Annotated in this window: 16 protein-coding genes; 6 read left to right on the top strand and 10 right to left on the bottom strand. The window is 70.4% G+C overall.

From position 1 onward, the window contains the following. Positions 1–29: 29 nt before the first annotated feature. From ACWDRB_RS47565 to ACWDRB_RS47540, 6 genes are read right to left on the bottom strand one after another with little or no spacing between them, the layout of a single operon-like run. On the bottom strand, positions 30–1,490 hold the full coding sequence (locus ACWDRB_RS47565) for an ATP/GTP-binding protein (RefSeq protein WP_449905660.1): 1,461 nt from the start codon (positions 1,488–1,490) through the stop codon (positions 30–32). A gap of 18 nt (positions 1,491–1,508) precedes the next feature. Then, the gene (locus ACWDRB_RS47560) at positions 1,509–2,990 is read right to left on the bottom strand and encodes an SCO6880 family protein (protein ID WP_449905658.1); all 1,482 of its coding nucleotides are present in this window, start codon (positions 2,988–2,990) and stop codon (positions 1,509–1,511) included. Continuing rightward, the gene (locus tag ACWDRB_RS47555; RefSeq protein ID WP_449905656.1) at positions 2,977–4,437 is read right to left on the bottom strand and encodes a hypothetical protein; all 1,461 of its coding nucleotides are present in this window, start codon (positions 4,435–4,437) and stop codon (positions 2,977–2,979) included. Before ACWDRB_RS47555 ends, ACWDRB_RS47560 begins: the two co-directional genes overlap by 14 nt. Then, positions 4,422–5,183 (bottom strand): hypothetical protein, encoded by a 762-nt coding sequence (locus tag ACWDRB_RS47550; RefSeq protein WP_449905654.1) that lies wholly within the window; start codon positions 5,181–5,183, stop codon positions 4,422–4,424. The genes ACWDRB_RS47555 and ACWDRB_RS47550 overlap by 16 nt, the downstream gene beginning before the upstream one ends. A gap of 52 nt (positions 5,184–5,235) precedes the next feature. Then, positions 5,236–5,646 carry a hypothetical protein gene (locus tag ACWDRB_RS47545; RefSeq protein ID WP_449905652.1) on the bottom strand — a complete coding sequence of 137 codons (411 nt, stop codon included), beginning with the start codon at positions 5,644–5,646 and terminating at the stop codon, positions 5,236–5,238. A gap of 3 nt (positions 5,647–5,649) precedes the next feature. After that, positions 5,650–6,201 carry a DUF6668 family protein gene (locus ACWDRB_RS47540; protein WP_449905650.1) on the bottom strand — a complete coding sequence of 184 codons (552 nt, stop codon included), beginning with the start codon at positions 6,199–6,201 and terminating at the stop codon, positions 5,650–5,652. Between the two features lie 157 nt (positions 6,202–6,358). Between ACWDRB_RS47540 and ACWDRB_RS47535 the strand changes: the two genes are divergently transcribed. From ACWDRB_RS47535 to ACWDRB_RS47520, 4 genes are all read left to right on the top strand, one after another. Next, positions 6,359–7,372: a C40 family peptidase gene (locus ACWDRB_RS47535; protein WP_449905648.1), complete on the top strand. Its 1,014-nt coding sequence runs from the start codon at positions 6,359–6,361 to the stop codon at positions 7,370–7,372. Next, positions 7,369–8,088: a hypothetical protein gene (locus ACWDRB_RS47530; protein WP_449905646.1), complete on the top strand. Its 720-nt coding sequence runs from the start codon at positions 7,369–7,371 to the stop codon at positions 8,086–8,088. Before ACWDRB_RS47535 ends, ACWDRB_RS47530 begins: the two co-directional genes overlap by 4 nt. Positions 8,089–8,283: 195 nt before the next feature. Further along, entirely contained in the window at positions 8,284–10,344 is a 2,061-nt protein-coding gene (locus tag ACWDRB_RS47525; protein ID WP_449905644.1) for a hypothetical protein, read from the top strand. Between the two features lie 31 nt (positions 10,345–10,375). Further along, positions 10,376–12,007 (top strand): hypothetical protein, encoded by a 1,632-nt coding sequence (locus ACWDRB_RS47520; RefSeq protein WP_449905643.1) that lies wholly within the window; start codon positions 10,376–10,378, stop codon positions 12,005–12,007. Positions 12,008–12,653: 646 nt separating this feature from the next. Here the strand turns inward: ACWDRB_RS47520 and ACWDRB_RS47515 are convergent. Beyond that, the gene (locus ACWDRB_RS47515) at positions 12,654–13,547 is read right to left on the bottom strand and encodes a hypothetical protein (protein WP_449905641.1); all 894 of its coding nucleotides are present in this window, start codon (positions 13,545–13,547) and stop codon (positions 12,654–12,656) included. After that, on the bottom strand, positions 13,548–14,366 hold the full coding sequence (locus ACWDRB_RS47510; RefSeq protein WP_449905639.1) for an AAA family ATPase: 819 nt from the start codon (positions 14,364–14,366) through the stop codon (positions 13,548–13,550). Between the two features lie 837 nt (positions 14,367–15,203). On the opposite strand from ACWDRB_RS47510, the gene ACWDRB_RS47505 reads away from it, so the two are divergent. Together ACWDRB_RS47505 and ACWDRB_RS47500 are read left to right on the top strand one after the other, a co-directional pair. Further along, positions 15,204–15,569, top strand: a complete 366-nt coding sequence (locus ACWDRB_RS47505) for a helix-turn-helix domain-containing protein (protein WP_449905637.1) — start codon at positions 15,204–15,206, stop codon at positions 15,567–15,569. 42 nt (positions 15,570–15,611) lie between these two features. Then, positions 15,612–15,842 carry a hypothetical protein gene (locus ACWDRB_RS47500; RefSeq protein ID WP_449905635.1) on the top strand — a complete coding sequence of 77 codons (231 nt, stop codon included), beginning with the start codon at positions 15,612–15,614 and terminating at the stop codon, positions 15,840–15,842. Between the two features lie 58 nt (positions 15,843–15,900). On the opposite strand, the gene ACWDRB_RS47495 is transcribed toward ACWDRB_RS47500, so the two are convergent. Continuing rightward, on the bottom strand, positions 15,901–16,317 hold the full coding sequence (locus tag ACWDRB_RS47495; RefSeq protein ID WP_449905633.1) for a hypothetical protein: 417 nt from the start codon (positions 16,315–16,317) through the stop codon (positions 15,901–15,903). A 25-nt stretch (positions 16,318–16,342) separates the two neighbouring features. Beyond that, on the bottom strand, positions 16,343–17,764 hold the full coding sequence (locus tag ACWDRB_RS47490) for a hypothetical protein (protein ID WP_449905631.1): 1,422 nt from the start codon (positions 17,762–17,764) through the stop codon (positions 16,343–16,345). Positions 17,765–17,879: the final 115 nt, after the last annotated feature.

Raw genomic sequence — 17,879 nt, 5'->3', positions numbered from 1 at the left:
GGCGGCAGCCTGGTGAGCGTGCCGGCAGGTCACGTCGACCCGGGATGCCAGCGTTTGTTGGTGTCGTACAGAGGCCGTTCGATGGAGGTGAGTTCGACCCGGAACGGAATGCCGGGGCGGCCGCCCACCTTGACGAGGAAGCGGCCCAGCCCGGGGGGTTCACCATCGCGGTTGAGGGAGGGGTCCCAGCTGGGTGGCGTCGACCAGTCGATGACGAGGCGCTGCTCTTTGCTGCTCATGCGGACGACCTGGGTGAGCGCGGGCATCTCGGCTTCGGGCAGGCCTGCGCAGATGACCATGCCGGCGCGTTCGGCGAATCCGCGGGCCTTGACCCGGTCGGACTCATCCGGCAGGGCCAGTAGGTCGTTCATGGTGTGGGTGATGAGGATTTGGCCGAGACCGCGTTGCCGGTTGAGCCTGGTCAACGCGTCTACCCGGTCGACGAGGCCGCGTCCGGCGCGTAGCACCCGCCACAGTTCGTCCAGGACGACGATGTAGTGGCGTTGTGGTGCGAGCCCGGCGTCGGCGAGGGCGTGGGCGGTTTCGATGGCGCCGAAGCCGTCCGACCAGCAGGCCAGCAGGACAGCAGCTTGCAGGTCGGCGTCAGCTTCGTCGATGCCGGAGATGTCGATACACACACCCCCGGGGTTGTCGATCTCAATGGGGACGGTGGTGGGGCGGGCGAAGGTCTCACCCATCGGGCCGTCGAGCAGGCCCAGCAGGGAGGCGTGCAGGGCGTCAACGGCGGCACGGTAGCGCTCTTCAGAGCCCCGCTCCAGTGTGACGGCGCGCACGTCGTCGGGTCCTTCATCGATCACGGAGATGAGGTCGGGCAGGATCGGAGGGTGCCCAGCCGGGTGACGCTCGTCCAAAACGCGCAAGGCCGCGGCGAGGATGGTGCGTTCGTGGTCGGCGATGGGCTGGCGGCGCAGCACGGTGAGGAGCGCGGTCACCATGTTGAGGCGGCGGCCGGCCAGGTCGGCCGCCAGCTTGATGCGGGCCTGCCCGGACAGCTGGGCAACGGCGGTGGCACCCGCGCCCGGGTCGAGGATGTTGAGCGAGCCGAGCCCGCGGCCGAGCTTGACGACCTGCCCACCCATGGCGGTGATCAGGTCGACGTAATCGGGTTTGAGGTCGCCCAGCACCATGGGGATGACGCCGTACCCGGCCAGGCCCAGCACCTGGCGGCGCACGAGCGAGCTTTTGCCCAGCCCCACCTTGCCCAGGACGAGCTGGGAGGGGTTGCTGATGATGGCGGCGCGGGAGAACCAGGAGATGGGGTCGCAGCACAGGGAGGCGCCAGTGAGAAGATCCCGCCCGACCGGCACGCCGATCATGGGGGTTCCCGAGCCTGCGCTGAAGGGCCACATTCCGCACACCTGGACGGTCGTCCCGCGCCATTCCGGCGCAGCCTCCAGGTAGGCGACGCGGCCGCCGCCAGGGACGGCCAGCCCGCGCGGACCAGGTGCCGGGTGCTGGCGGTTACGCATCACGCTCTCCTCGCGCTGTCACATCAGGTCGCGGACGGCTTGGGGGATCTGCAGGTGCGCGGGGATGACCAGGCCCAGCGGCAGGCAGGCGGCGAAGGCGGCGGCTTGGCCGTGGCAGCGGCGCAGCCGCAGCCGGGCGGTGGGCGCCAGGGAATCGATCGCCGCGGCGGCGAGTTCGAGCTCGGCCGCCGAGCGGACCGTGGCGCTCACGAGCATCGCGAAACGGGTGACGCCCGCGCCGCGCGCTTCTTCGCGGGCGCTTTGGGTGGCGGCGGCGACCGCGACGGCGTCCCGTTCGGGGGTGGCCATCCCTCCAACCTTGAAGCGGGCGTCGCGCTTGTCGCGTTCGACGATGCGGGCGGCGGCGGCCGCATCGTGCGGCCGGTACAGCAGGGTGACACGTTTGCGCAGGATGTCGGGGTGCGGGTTGATCAGCTGGGTGAGTACCGAGGAATACACCTCGCCGCGCGGGGCGTCGGCCATGGCCCAGGTGATGGACACGCCGCTGTCGTGCACGTAGTGGTCCCATCCTTCCTGGTGGCTGGCCGGTCCTGCGTCGTCCCAGGTCAGGCCGGAGCCGCCCTGCTGGTGGGCTTGTTCGATGAGCGGGTGGGCGGCGGGGTCGTAGGCGATGCGGATCGCCTCGCACAGTTGGACGGCGCTCATCGGCCGGGCGGCTCCGGCGCCCGTCATGGCCAGCGCGCTGGACAGGCCCGGCAGCCGGGTGCCGATCTCGCGGGCCATCCGCTCAGCGGTGCGGCGTTTGCCGCCGGTGGGCGGGGTGGCCGTGTAGGTGAGCGCGATGCGGGTGCTGACCTGGGCTGAGCCGGCCGGGTAGGTGGCGACGATGTCGTCCAGGACGTGCCGGGCCAAGGCGGGCGCTTGCGGGGTGAGGTGGCTGGTGACCTCCTGGCCGAGGCGGGTGCCGGGGTCGGGCGCGGTTTCGACGGTGACGCTGGCGGCCACCAGGCTGGGTTCGCTGCCGAGGCTGGCCAGCCACTCCCCCCAGTAGGCGACCCACGTGTCGATCTGGTCGGGGTCGACGAGGCTGGCGCCGTCGGCGGCGCACTCCAGCACCACGCTGTAGTGGCCGACGGACGGCATTTCCAGCATGGCGAACGGCCGGTCGTAGCTGTCGCGGGCCTCGTGCAGGCGGCTGGCGGCGGCCAGCCCCGGCAGGCGGCAGACTCCTTCGTGGGTGCGGCTCAGCGGCCCGCCGTGATACAGGTGCCAGCCGGCCCGTTTGGTGCGGGCCCAGGACAGGCGGGCGGTCATGCGGTGCATCGCGGTGCGGCCGTGCCGGTCCTTGATCAGGAGCGGCAGCAGCCCGACCCCGAGGGTGACGGCAACGACCAGCCCGAGCGTCGGGGCGATGAGCGCGGCCAAGACGGCCAGGATCATCCCCGCCATCAGCACCAGGGTGGCGAGCATGCCGAGCCCGCCCACCCCCGGCGTGGTGGGCCGACGCCAGTTGCCGTAGGTCGGTTCAGACACTGCCACTGGGACCGCCCTGATCGTTCAGTTCCCGCTCGGTGGTGCTGCGGACCTTGCGGACGGCGCCCTTTGCTGTCTCGGCCGCGATGGTGACTGGCGCGGCCACCGCACCGGCTGCCCCGCCCGCGACGCGGCTGGCCCCGGCCGCGCCCTTGGCGGCGCCGACGGCGCCCTGACCGGCGCCCGCCTGGCCTGCGCCGGAGGTGGCGACCAGTTTGTCGGAACCCGCCACGGCGGGGGTCTCGGCGGCCGGGGTCTTGCCGTGCCGTCCCGACGCGCCGCGCTGACCATTCGCGCCGCGCACGCCGCCGCTCGGGGCCCGGCCCGACCCGGCGGGTGCCCCTCCTGAAGGGCCCGCGCCCGGGGCGCCTCGGGCGCCGGATCGCAGGCCCGTCATGGTCGGCAGCATGCGGGCGCCCGTGGCCACGGCCGCCGCCGCGCCCGCGACGGCTCCCGCGCCGCCGCCGCTGGTGGCCGCCGCCACCACGGGAGTCACGAACCGCATCAGCGCGGGCAGCGCGATCACGGCCAGGATGATCATCACAAACCCGGACAGCTTCGTGATCTCGTCGTTGGGTGTGTCCATCGCGGCGATGGCATAGGCGTAAATGGTCGCCGCCACGGGCTTGTACAGCAGGTAGGCCACCAGCCAGGAGACGGCCTTGCGGCCCGCGGCCCGGCCGCTTTCGCTGCCGCTGGCCGAAGCGATCAGCGGCAGCAGCCCGGTCAGCAGACCGAGCATGGCCGAGCGGATCAGCATGAGCACGAGCTGGATGAGGCCACTGATCAGCCCGAGCAGCGCAATGAACAAGATCATGCCCGCGGGTGGGACGCCGCTGGCCTGCGTGGTGATGAACGAGCCGGGGCTGGCCAGCGAGGTGAACTTGGTGAACGTGTCCGACCAATTGCCCTTGCCCGCCGATGCCTGCTGGAGGATCCACGCCGAGTAGCTGTCGCCGGCTTGGCTCAGGAGGATCACCACCGTAGCCCCGGCAGCGCTGACGACGGTGATGGCCACCACGGTCATCAGGGCACGCCCGGCGACCTCGGGCCTGCGCTGGATGGCCAGCCGACCGGCCGCGACCAGCAGGCCGAGCACCGCGGAGGCGGTCACGTACCAGTGGGTGTGCATCGCGATGAAGCTCACCGGGCCGCCGCTGTTGGCCAGGGGCGCCTGAAGGCCACCGGTCGGCATCTGCGCCCACCAGGTCAGCATCAGCGTCAGCACCTTGTCGCTGGATTCGGCGAACTTCTGGGCGAGCTGGTCGATGACGCCGCCGGGCACGCTCGCGAGCGCGTCGGCGGCGCCCTTGCCGGTGTCGCACAGCATCTTGGCGGCAGGGTTGCCGAGCAGCACATCACACGAGTTCGGCCCAGCACCTGGGCTGGCCGTCGGGGTCGGGGTCGGAGGGGGAAGCCGTAGCAGGTCCAGCAGCATCAGATGCCGCCCCACACGATGAACGAGGTCAGCGAGGCGACCTGCTGCACGGTGGGACTGAGGCCGCCGTCGGTGTGCAGGACCAACCGCCAGTCCCCGTTCACCCACCGGACGGTGAGCGTGTTGACCTTGAGCACCGACGACGGCGTCCGGGTGACCATCTGGATCACTGCCACCTCGGGCGCGTAGTGCACGAACCGGTAGCCGGCCAACTGGGCAAACACACCGGACTGGTCCAGGTCCTGGGTGATGGCGGCGCGGCTCTTGATGTAGGCATCCCGGCCGGTGCCCGGCACCACCTGCAGCCGGGTGACCTGCCGCCAGGAGTCGGCCAGCAGAAAGCGGACGCTGATCTGCCAGGCGGCGATCAGCGCGCCGTGCGGATTGTGGGCGTAACAGCGCGCGATCTGCCCATCCATGATGGCCGGACCCGCCTGCTGCGAGAGCGGCACCGCCACGCTCTTGAACACATCCCACCGAACCTGGGGCGGGCTGGACAACGAGGCCCGGCCGGCTGCTCCGCCGCAGGCCAGGGCAGGCGTGGGCGTGTCGGGTGTCGCCGACGATGTGGCGGCCTGGTCCAGGTCGCCAGGCGTGGCCGCCGTGGCCGCCGGAGTGGGCGGGGGCGCGCCGTCACCACCGAAGACGACGATCCCGGCCCCGGCCAACACCACGGCAGCCAGGAACAGGCCCGCCAGGACGAAGCCCGTCTTACGGGCGGCTGGCCTGGCCTGCGAGGCATCTGACGGTGGGCTGGTCACCGGCACCTCCGCAGGAAGCCCGCTCTTTCACCGGCGGCGGGAAGACAGTCGGTCATAGCAGGGCTCCGATGAGGCCGGTCGCCGAGGCGGCCAGGACGGCGGCCAGCGCCACCAGCCCCAGTCCGCGGGCATGCTCGCCACCTTCTCCGCGTCCGTGGATGATGGCCATCTTGCCCGCCACCAGCAGCACGCCGGCCACGCACAGGCCCGAGACGCCCCAGAACACCCACCTGAGAATCAGGGTGATCTTCTCGGATCCGGGTGGGGCGACCCCTCCCCCGCTCAGGTCGATGCCGGGCACCCCACCGGCCGACCCGGTTGCGGTGGCGGCGGGGCTCGCCTCGGGCGGTGGCAGGGCGACGAGGCCGGACACGGGCAGGGCATCCAGCGGCGCATGGGCACTGTGGCCGAGCACGGCCAGGTGATGCCATCCCTCAGCGATAGCGGCAAACACACTGATCATGGTTCATCCTTCGAGGTATCGGGCGAGGGATCGATACGGCCTGGGAAGGCGGACGTCGTGCGGCGTATCCACGCGGAGCGCCTGCACGAAGGGCAGCATCCACAGCTGCGGGACGCCGCCGGACAGCAGCGTGATGAAGTCGGCGATCGGCCTGGGCAGGCGGCCGGGCGCGTCGGCCACCACCGCCAGGCCGAGCAGGTCGACGCCCGCCAGGGATCCGCTGGCCCACTGCTGGATGGCGTCCTGGGCGGCCAGGAGCCCGGAGGCGTGGGAGCGGGCGACGACAACGACCGCGGCCCGCTCGCCGGGGCGGGGCTTGGGCCAGTAGCGGCCGTGCTCGCGGCCGCCTGGCACGGCCACCGCCAGGGTGGAGACCCCGGCCCCGCCATGGCAGCCGACCCACCACCACGGCGCGCTGGCTCCCGGCTGCAGCGGCCGCTCGGGCAGACCACGTCGCGGGGCGGGGACCGCGCCCGAGTGGGGGGTGACCTCCAGCGGCGGACGCAGCATCGTGCCCCGGTCCAGGGGTGAGGAACGGCGCCCGGCGTTGCCCACAGATCCTCCGCTTCCGTCGCAAACAATCGGTTTTACCGATGTGCGGTATTGAGTCAGATGTTGTGTCAGATAGTAGAAACCACCAATGAGGCGTTTCAACACGCTAGCTTGACTGACTTGTGAAGGCTTGTCAGGAAAAGTCGGGTGTCCGGTTCGCATGAGCGGAATCGTCAAGCTGGTCACCGGGGTGGTCGCCGTCGTGACCGCTTTGGTGCTCGGCCTGGTGGTGATGGCCGCCCTCGTCGGAGGCGCCGCGAGCTCCGCACCGGCCCCGCAGGTGCACGAGCTCAAGCAACAAGCGGTCCCGGCCAAGTACCGGTCCTGGGTCGCGCAGGCCGGACGCCTGTGCCCGCAGGTCAGCGCCGCCCTGATCGCTGCGCAACTCCAGGCGGAGTCGGGCTGGCGTGAGCGCGTCGTCTCATCGGCGGGCGCCCAGGGCTTGGCGCAGTTCATGCCCGGCACCTGGCGCAGCTTCGGCCGTGACGAGGACGGCAACGGCCGGGCGAGCCCGTTCGACCCGGGGGACGCCATCATGGCGATGGGCCGCTATGACTGCTTCCTGGCCACCAAGGTCGGCCACCTGGCCGGAGATGTGCTCGCCAACATCCTGGCCGCCTACAACGCCGGGCCCGGCGCCGTGCTGAGTCACCGTGGCGTGCCCCCCTTCGCCGAGACGCAGGCCTACATCCAGCGGATCAGGGCGCTGCTGCCGCGCTTCGGGCAGGTCCGCGATGCGCAGCTACCGCCTGCGGCGGGCGGGCTGGGCGGCCGGATCGTCGCGGCGGCCACCACGATGCTCGGCACCCCGTACTCCTGGGGCGGCGGGGGCAGCGGCGGGCCGAGCGCGGGTACCGGGCGGGGGGCGGCAACCGTCGGCTTCGATTGCTCGGGACTCGTGCAGTACGCCGTCTATCAGGCATCCGGCGGCCGGGTCCGGTTGCCGCGCACCTCTCAACAGCAGGCACGCGTGGGCAGCCCGGTAGAGCGCGGCGATCTGCAGCCGGGCGACCTCATCGCCTTCGACCGGCGCAACGGCGAGGGCTTCGGCCATATCGGCATCTACATCGGCAACGGGCGGATGGTCCACGCGCCGCAGACCGGCGATGTCGTACGCATCGGCTCCCTGGCCGGACGAACCGGCCAGATCTGGGCGATCAGGAGGATACGTTGAACACGTTCCGGCATCCCCGCTTCGGCCGCCGTGTACGGCGCGAGCAGCGTGAGCAGCGCGCCGATGCGCCGGCCCGGCGGCCTGCGGCGGCCACGCCCATGGGTGCTCTCGCCTCAGGCCGGGCCCGCGCTGCCATGGACCCGATGGCCGGGGACCCGACGGCCAGGGGCACGATGGGGTGCGGCCGGTGGCTGCTCGTGCTCGCCCTGGGCGCGCTGTGCGGATGCGGTGGCCCGGCCCCCGCGCCCACCACCACCGCCCCGGCGCCATCGGCGGTCCACAGGTCACAGACGCCCGACGCCGGTGAGGTCAACGGGCGCGACGCCGACGCCGTCAGCCGCACCACGCTGACGGTGATGGCCGGTGCGGACACGCGGACCGACACCGGCTTCCACGAGGCGAGCCTGCGCGCCGGTCGCTTCCTGACTCCGGGCTACCTGGCCGAGCTGCGCGCCGTGCGCCCTCAGGCCGGGCCGGGGGCGCAGTGGGAGTCGTGGCGCGCACACCGCGCCTACATCCGGCCGCAGCTGCGCCCCGGGGGTGATGAGCGACCGGCGGACACCGCGACGGAGGCGGTCCGGCAGTGGCGCGTTGACCTGCACCCGGTCGGCCGGGACGGCTGGCGGGGCGAGCCGCTGATGTGGATCGCGTTCGTGTCACTGGCGCGGACCGGTCCCGAGGCCGGGTGGAAGGTCTCGGCGGTGGTGCTGCGCTGACCTTGCTGTTCAGAGCTTGACACCGATCCGAGCGTTCTTGACTCCGGCCGGATATCTTGTCAAGACGCTGGTAACGAACGGGTAACAATGCCTTGGGGGTGTCATTGTCCCTATAAGCACACAAAACCCTCTGACTACATTTGACACCAGTATTTACTCATGTTGGGGCGTCGGCGTAGGGATTGAGGTGGCTGCATGTCGGAACCGACACCGCCCACGGCGCATCACCCGGCGCATCACCAGGCAGGCCCGCCGCTCGACATCCCCCCACTGGACATCCTCCCGCTGGATGCGGACTTCTCAGTCCCCTCCCCCACCTCCGGCCCCGAGTCGTTCGTTCCGCTGCCGCCCGGGCCGACGCCTGCGCCTTCCACCGCGGACACTCCCCCAGGCCAGGACCGCTTACCCTCGGCCGACCTGTGCGACTGGTACGGCGCCGACCTGGCCGACTACTGCCGCCTGTGGCTGCCTGATCCCGACTCCGCCGCCCGAGCGGTCGGCGACGTGCTGGCCTGGGCCCGCCACCACGGCGCGCACCTGAGCCAGCCCCATCGCATCCGGGCATGGCTGTACGCGCTGATGCGAGTGCGCTGCCTGACCGACACCGAGCACAGCCCCTCCACCGGCCCCTCCACGGGCCCCTTCCCCGCCGTCTCCGGCGAGCAGGCGCCCCAAGCCCAGCTGGCGCTGGACGCCCTGGCAGCGCTCGATCGCGATGACCGCGAACTCGTCGAACTGACCCTGCGCCACCAACTAGACCACGACGACGTCGCGGCCATCCTCGGCCGGCCACCGGCCGAGGTAGCCCACGCCGCTCAGGCCGCCATCGATCTGGCCCAGGCGTGGGCCAACGCCGTCCACCTCACCCGAACCGGACACCCCATCTGCCCCGAGGCGGCGCCGATCGCCGAAGCCTGGGACATTGGCCGCCGCCGCGAAACCCGCACTAAGCTGCGGATGCACATCGGCCGCTGCCCCACCTGCAGCAAGGCCGTCCATATGCGCACCAGCATGGAGTCCCTGCTCGCCGAACTCCCCCCGATCACGCTGACCCGGCAGCAACGCGAGCGCATCCTCCACGACCAGCCGCTCGCCGCCGCCATGAGCGTGGAACTCGACTCGTCCGGATTTCCGCGCCAGCCAGACGCTCTCCAGCCCGGCCTCCCGGCGGAAGAAGCGCCGCTGCTGGCCGCGGACCTGCGCGCCGCCAACGACGTCGATTTCTGGGCCGAGACGGAGCGCGACGAGGACGCCCGCCTGTGGCGCAGGCCAGCACGACCCGCCGCGGACGAGGTGTCCGCACCGCCCTCCAGCAGCCCAGCCGGCGACGTCGCACCGAGCGGGGCTCCTGACAGCGCTGGCGCCCGGCCGACGTTGAAAAGGACGCTGCCGACCCGCAGCCCTGATGGACTGCGGCCACTCGTGCCTGTCGTGCGGGTCAGCGGCATCATCGCCGTGGCGGTGACCGCCGTGATCGCCGCCGGCGCAGCCTGGTCAGCCCTTCAGCCCGCCCAGCCATCGGCGACGGTGGCTCCGGTGGCCGCTCCGGCCACCATCACGTTGCTCGGCAGTGACCCGCCGCTGCTGGATCCGCTTGCGGACGATCCCCCCGTCGACCCGCCCGCCGATCAGCCCACCACGGGGCCCACCAGCGCGCCCACCACCGGCAAGCCGACCCATCGGCCCACCCAGGCCCCCGCCTCGCGCTCGGCCCGCCCCACGGGACATCCGGCCAAAGCGGCCCCGAACAGCCAACCCGACAGCACCCGGACCCGGCCCACCAGAAACGGCGGAACACAGGATCCTCCTCGGCCCTCCTCCCGGCCGACCGTGTCCAACACTGTACGGAAACTGCCCAAACCGCCGTCACCCACCGCTAGCCTGTCCCCCTCATCGCTGGCGCTGGGCAGCGGCCGGTCCGCCTCGTTCGCCTTGCAGTGCACCGGCACCTGCCAGGTCACCGGCGGCTCCGGATCGAACGGCATCGCCGTGTCCGGCGTCCGCGTCAGCGTCTCCGCGCCGCAATCCCGGCCTGGGTGCACGCTCACCACGGAGTACGGCACCGCCTCCATCTCCTGGGGCGGCAGCGTCACCGGCGACGGCCGCACCAGCGCAGGCACCACGAGCGGCGGCGGCACCCTGACCTTGTCGGTCTCCTGGACGGTCGAGGCAGACAAGGGCACCTGGATACCCACCGGGTCGGTCGGCCATGTCGGCGATCGCCAGGGTTACTGGTCGAACTGCCGCAACGGCTGACCCGCCCCGCCACCCCTGGAAGAGGAAGAACGTGAAACAGTTCCTCAGCAGTATCACTCCGCGGGAGCGGCGCGCCGCCGCCGCCGGAACGATCATCTCCCTGACTCTCCTCGTGCCGGTTGTCGCGGTTGCCGATCCCGGCCTCATCCCCGGCACCGGGCCCGGCGCCGGGCCCGCGTCAACTCCCGAACAGTCCGTCAACGCCAAGAGCGGCGGCTCCTGCCGCAACATGTTGGCGGCCGACACCCCCACATACGTGGTGTGCCGGTGGCTGACCCCACCTCAGGACGCCGCCGGGGTGGCCGCGTTCTGGATGGCTGACAACGGCGCGAACCTCGAACGCGCCCGACCGCTGCCAGCCCAATACGTCCGCTGCAACCAGCCGACCGACCTCTCCAAAACGCCTCGCTGTAAAGGCGGCACCACGTTCTGCAAACAGCTTGCGCCCAGCGGCTGGCACCAGTGCACCAACGGCGTCACTGGCAAGGTCACCTACGAGCGGTACGTCAACGGCAAGAAGGTCGTCCGAAAGACGCCCCCGACTGCCGGGGCGTCCGCCTCGCCCTCCGCCACAACCCCGGCGGCGACGCCGCCCCCTGAGTCCTTCGACATCGCGACGCTCACCCCGGATGGCAACCCGGCCGACACCGCCGTGAGGCCTGCCCAGGACCCGACCCAAGCCGCCATACCTGCGGTGCCCACGGTGACCTCCGAACCGGCTGCCACCTCGACCGCCCCCAACCGTCCGGCCGCAACCGCGCCGGACGGGAACACCGTTGCCGAAGCGATCTCCGCCGCCAAGACCGCGGGGCTGCGCGTCTGGGTGGAAACCGACCTGGCAGACGACTACACGGCCGGCGACGCCCAATTCCAGGCCGCGCTGCGGTCCCTCATCGCCGCTGCCAAGCGGCCCGGCGTCTGGGGTGTCAAGTTCGCCGAGGACCTCGGCTACAACAGCGGCTTCGCCTCCAGCGAACAGGTCATCACATTCCTGGCTCGGGCCACCAAGGCTCTGCGCGCGGCACTGCCGGGCAAGCGCCTGGCCATCGGCGTGGTGGTGCCCGAACTCGGCTGCGGCTCCTCCCAACCGTGCATCAAGGCCATGCGCGCCAAGGCGCTGCTGGCCACCAAGCACCACGTCGACAGCTACCTCAAGGCCGCCGGCGTGGACCGGGTCGAGGTGGCCAGCGGACGGTTCGGCAGCGACCTGGCCCAGTACCAGGTGACCGACCCGCAAACGAACAAGCTGACCGCGATCACGCCAGCCCTGGCCACTCAGGCGCAGTGGCTGAGCATCCGGGCGCTCGGCTGGGACACCCTGGCCCAGATCGGCTCACGCGAGCACGGCCTGGCCCACAAGGGCGACAACTCCAGTTGGAACAAGACCACCGCCACCGCACAGATCGACGCCCGCGTCGGCACCGCGCTTGGGTTCGGCGCGCCCATCGTCACGCTGTGGGGCCATCACACCGTCGACAACGGCCAGACCTACCAGCTCTTGAACGCCGGACTGGCCACCAACGGAATGTGGAGCGTGCTGACCGGGCTGAACTTGCGAGGCCGGCTTGCGGTGGTCTTTGACCCCGGTTCTGTGGATGTGGGGGTCAGGCAGGACGTCACTGCACTCGGCCAGGGAGTGAGCGAGATCTTCATCCTGGCCTAATCCAGGCTCTGAAGGAAACGCTAAGTAAGAGCCTGCATTGCTGGCGCCTCGACCAGAAGCCTCTGATCGAGGTCCTGGTCGGCCACTGGAGATGCACCCCGTGACTGGAGACTTGACGGGGACTCGTTCACGATCGTCCACCGGCGGCCAGGCTCGACCCGTCGACCGATAAGCGGTACGGGCGGGCGCTGCGCCCCCCGATCGTCCTGTGGTCGGAGCCCGCATCCGATCAAGACGGGCGCCGCATGGTTTTGATCGGCGCCAACCGGGTGCTCGGCCCTGCGCTGCCGGACGGCGGTATTGATGCGTATGGGGCTGCTGTGGCTGATGTGCTTGGTGAGGTGGGCGAGTGGAAGCCTGGTCGGGTCGTGCGCCGTCCCGAGGTGGACGGGGACGGGGAGGCGGGGCCGTGCTTGTGGGTGCTCGCGCCGGACGCGTCGTGGCGGCCGTTCGCTGCGACTGGCCAGGTGGTAGACCAGGCGCAGGTGGGGCGTGGACGGCCATGAAGGCAGTGCCGCGTCTCAGTGACTTCGACTCTGCGGTGGACTGCGTGCGGGTTCAGGCGCCCCCGGCCTGGTGAAACGAGGAAGGGCCCGCCGTGGCGGGCCCCGCTGATGATCTTGTCGCACATGTGCGACAAGATCACCTACTCCTTCAAACCGTTCGTGCGGGCCCGCAGCCGCTTGGCTGCGTTCTCCAGCACCGTCGCCATCTCCTCGGCCTGCTCGGGATTGTCCCGGGCGAGCTGCTCCAGCGCGGCATCGTCGCGCCACAGTGTCACGCTCTTGGTGTAGCGGGGAAGCAACTCCTTCCGCGGCCTGTCGGGCGCGGGGGCAGGATTCTCGGGGCCCAGCACCATGTGCAGCTCGTCAACGGCCTTCTGCAGTGCGGCAGGGGAGGTGTCATCCCACTTCTCGACCAGACCCCATACCCTCTGCCTCGTGGCGGCGTCCGGGAGGCGAGCCAGGATCGCGATCTGCCGGAAGGTCAGCTTCGCCACGTGAGGAAGGTCGCGGTGGACTGGGGCGGCCTGCATCATCTTGTACGCGTGCTGCCGGGACATGTGCAGCCGGTCCTCGACGTACTCCTGGAACGACTTGTAGCCCAGAAGCTCCCACAGGTCGCCCTTCTTGACCTTCTCCAACGCCAACCCCTGAGTGAGGGTCAGATACCGCTCAGCGCGGTCTACGGCGCCATCATGGGCCTCCTGGGCGCCTCTGATGATCCGCTCGTAGTGGAGCAGCTTGTCGCGAGGGTCAGCGGCATCAGGCGCGTCCTCGTACTGCGGGCCGGTCGGAACCTGGAACGCAGGCTGCGGCACGCCCAGCACGGTACCGACGAGCACGGAATCGGGCGAGGTGTCGAGAACGCCGGCCCCCACTCCCCCACCGCCGGTGGCGTTGAGCCGCTCCATTTCAGCCTTCGCCCGGTCCAACGCGTTGAAGGATTCGTCGGCCTTGGCCTCTCCGCTGCGGGATCCCCCAGTGCGCTGCCGCCGAGGGGACGAGCGCTCACTCGGTTCGGTCACGGTCTCCACCACCTAGTTCCCTCCGTCGCGGCCGGCAGCCTTCTTCGGGTCCGCGGGCACTTCGTCCAGGTCAAGGGCGAACGTGACGATCTCGGCAAGGACCTCGGGATACTGGACCCACTCGCGAGGGAAGATGGGGAACGCCTCGGCATACTTGCCGTTGTCGTACAAGGGCATCGGCAGGACCGGCCGGTTCTTCTCCGCGAGTCGCGCGTACGACTTCCGGGTGAGGTGGGTGTCCTTACCGCCGGGCTTCTTGGCGCGGGCGAACATGACGACGCTGGCCAGTTCCTTGATGGCGTCGATCCTCGCGGCGAGCTCGAACGTCGGGTCGAGCTGGGAGGTGTCCATAGGAGTGGACTGGCACGGGATCAGAAGAGTGTCCGACACGTACAGCGCGGACTCCAGGACACCCTTGTGCTGGGGGCCGGTGTCCACGACGAGGTGCTTGAACTGACCCTCCATCGCCTTGATGCGCTTGGCCAGGTCCGGTGTCCCCCAGGCCATGACCTGAAGGTTGGTCGGCCAATGCTCCCCCGCGCCGAGCTTCCACAGCAGGCAGGAGTTGTTGGTGCCGTCGCCATCCACCAGAAGGACATTCTCCCCGGTGAAGGCCAACAGGAGGGCGAGGAAGACCGCGGTGGTGGTTTTGTTGACGCCGCCCTTCAGGTTGCCGATAGTGATCCTGATCGGTTGACCGTTCGCCACGATCGCGGCGACGATCACCTGCAAGTAGGCGCGGTCCTCGGGTGCCATCAGCTTCCACAGGATGGCGAGCTGCTCTTCGACTTCCTCGCGGTTGAGCTGGACGGGGGCAGACGGTTGACTCACCGGCTCCACCTCGCAGAGCGGTACGTGACGTGCATGGATGTCCTTCCAGTGATGAGGTGGCGACTCCGGCCGGCAAAGGGGGCGGCGGGAAGTCCCACACGAGGACATCCTAGAGAGTTGTTGAGCCGTGGTCTCGGACAAATAGCGGTGCCACGCAGACAGAAAGGCTGCCGTCCCGGATCGGAGCGGCAGCCCTTCCAAACCTCATCACTGGTTCGACACCCAGCATACCCGCGCCCTCGGCCCTGGTAGGGGGCTATGACGAAGCCCGTCGGAGCCGGATAAATGATCTTGTCGCACACGTGCGACAAGATCATTAACGCTATCCGGGGTGGCAATAGATGGACGCCGTGGCGATGTACCGGCTCCGCCTGTCCGCCTCGGCCACAGACCCGCTGTCCACCCCCGACCTCATCTAGGTGACGACGACCTGGCCGTCCTCGTGCGGCAGGTCCGTGAGGGGTGGTCGAATCCTCCAACGCGACGTACAGGATGCGACGCAACCAGAACTCCCCCACCGGCGCCTCGACCGAGTCGAGCGCCTCCAGCTTCAACTGGACGACCATCTCGCCGGTCTGAAGGTTCTCGCTGCCGCCCGGCGTCGGCCGTACCCGCAGACGTGGGTATGGCGGGACATGTTGCGCATCGACCCGGCCGGTGCCGCCCAGTTCGTGGCCGGGTACGTGGCGGGGGAGCGGGTGACCGTGCTGCGCGCCCGGCACAAGGTGGCGGCGCAGCCGGTCCGCTACATCGTGGCCGAGGCCGGGGTGCCGCTGCGGGGTTGGTGGGTGCCCACCGGGTGGGCGGCGGCGCCGGTTCGATCGGAGCCGGGCGGCCATGCTCGCGGGGCAGGGGCGGCCGGCCGGGGCGATCGCCATCATGACGGGGTGCTCGGAGGGGCACGTACGGCGGGAGCTGCGTGTCCTGGGGTACGACCGCCAGCCGATTCCGGCGGGAGAGGAGTTGGCGATGGCGTACGACCGGGCAGGCTCGATCCGTCGCTTGGCCGCGGAGTTGGGCTGTTCGGCGGGGCGGGTGAAGAACGCGCTGGAGCGGGACGGCATCAGGCGCCTGCCGAAGACGGCCGCGCTGGTGGCGATGGTGCGCGAGATGGGCGGCCGGAGGACGGCCGGAAGCTGGGGTGCAGCCTGGCCAGGCTGCGGGCCGCGCTGGAGAACGCAGGGGTGGCGGTTCGTGTCGTAGCGGCAGTGGCGTGAGACGGCAGATTCGGGGTTTTCTGGACGGATGGATGAGCAAGAGGCGAGGAACGCGGTGTGGGAATACAAGATGAAGCGGCTTGGCAGCAAGATCACACGATCGAAGCTGCAGCAGCAGTTCGACGAGCTTGGCGCGCAGGGGTGGGAGTTCGCGGGGTTCACGCCGACGGTGGAGTTGCAGGATGAGTCGGTGGAGTTCGATCGGTATTCCCTGGGCTGCTTGGTGATCTTTAAGAGGGTCGTCCAGAACCCTGCCTAACCGAGACATCACGAAGGGGCTGCACCCGCAGAGGGTGCAGCCCCTTCTCCTTGTGGTCCTACTCGGCGATGAGCTGCTGGTAGATGGCCCGAGCCTTCCTGACCAGGTGTTCGCCTGCGCGTACGCGCACGCTCCGGGTGCCGTGCACCCAATACTCTGCGGCGCCGTAGATCGTGATCTGCGTGTCGAGTGCCTGCACACGCGTGTCGTAGTCGTCGCGGTCGGGTGCCTTGACCAGCCACTCGGTGACCACCGTGACGTCGTGCGGCAAGCCGTCCTCCCGGTCGTACGCCCGAACGGCTCGGTTGGCCATCGTGGTGGTGAGGTTCTGGGTGGCGAGGCGGAGCGCGGTGCGGCGGACGGTCAGCATGTCGGGCGCCGGTCGGACGGGGCGGACCTGGCGGACGATCGGCACCGGGTCGGTGGGCTCGACGACGGGGACGGGCGCGTGCTTTCGGGTGAACAGGTTGAGCATGACAGGCTTCCTTTCTGAGGGTGGGTCAGCGCGCTGAGGCGCTGGCGTACATGTCGCCCAGCGCGTCGGGGTCAGCGCTGGAGTCAGAGCCGAGATCGGCGCTGACGTGATCGGAGCCAGCGCCAGAGTCGGCGCTAGGCGCCGGGACAGGGTCAGCGCTTGATCGGCCGTCAGCGTTCGTCTCGGCGGCGGCAGACTGGCGCTGAGTCGGGACAGCGGGCGCCGGGCCAGCGCTGGCGCTGACCTCGTCGCCGTCCGTCTCGGCGCTGGCTTCGCCATCCGAGTCGGCGTTGGGCCGGATGGCGGCCACCGCTGAGTCGCCGAGCTCGGCCATCCACTCAGCGCGCCAGGCGCGGGCGGTGGAGTCGCCAGCGCCGGTGTGCGCGACAAGCTCGGCGGTCTCCGGCGGCGGGCCGCCAGCGGCCATCCGCTCATCCCACAGGTCGCGGCCGCGCGCCTTCTTGCCGCTGCTCCTACCTGCGGTTTCGCTGTTCTTGCCGCCCGCGCCGGGGTCGGGCTTGGGCTTGCGCTTGGGCGCTGGGTCCGGGGGGAGCGAGGGCGAGGTCAGCGCCGGACGCTCCTCGCGCCCAGCGCTGGGGCCCGGGTCAGCGGTCGCCGCCGGGTCAGCGCTGGGCGTCGAGGCAGCGTCAGCACTGGCCGCCGGGTCAGCGCCGCCCGGCGCTGGGCCAGCGTCAGTCAGCGCCGCGGCGATCTTCTCGGCCCTGTCGTCAGCGGCCAACTCAGCGCGGGCCTGCTGGAACGCGTCGTAGATTTCAGCGACCCGAGCCAGCGCCAGATCGAGCGTCGCCGGGGCGGCGTCGTCCAGCATCCAGACCAAGTCAGCGTCGGCCTTGTCGCGCCAGAACGGGCCAAGCGCCACCTGCAGCCGCTTGCGGGCGGCCATGATCCGCTGCTGCATTTCCAGCGCTTGGCGGTAGCTGCTGATCTCCCACTTGACCATGAACCGGCGCAGTTCCCGGGACTCCTGGTAGTGGTGGAAGCGGCGGGCCCATGGGATCGGCTCCCGGGTGGCGTGCTTCTTGAGCAGCACGTGGCGGACCGACTCCACGATGCCGAGCACGACCAGGGGTGCCGGGAGGAAGATCAGCATCGCTCGGAAGTCGGGCCAGCCGGCGGCCGCGTTGATGACGACGGACAGCACGGTCAGCGCGCGGGCGATCCACCGCAGGACGGGCGCCTGCCAGCGGCACCAGGTGAACACGATGTCCCACACCACGATGACCAGCAGCGATATCTCGCCGGTCAGCGCCACACGCCACGGCTCGGCCACGCCGATGCGGGTCGCGAGCTGCACCAACGCCTCGTAGGAGGCGATCACGCTGTTGTAGAGCAGGTAGCCGCCCGCGATGACGGCGAACAGGACGGCCGCGATGTGGCCCTCGTGCAGCTTGCGCTTGGGGGTCTCTTCAAACGGGGGAGTCGTCACTTTAAGTCACCTTCAACGGATGGTCTTGAGCGGGGCGCTTGTGGGGGTGTGGGAGTTGGGAGAGGGAGGGGTCAGGCGGTGTTTTCGAGGCGTCTGGGGGAGGGGTGTGGGGGTC

The sequence above is a fragment of the Nonomuraea sp. NPDC003707 genome, assembly GCF_053587055.1.
This window is presented reverse-complemented; position numbering and strand designations above follow the sequence as displayed.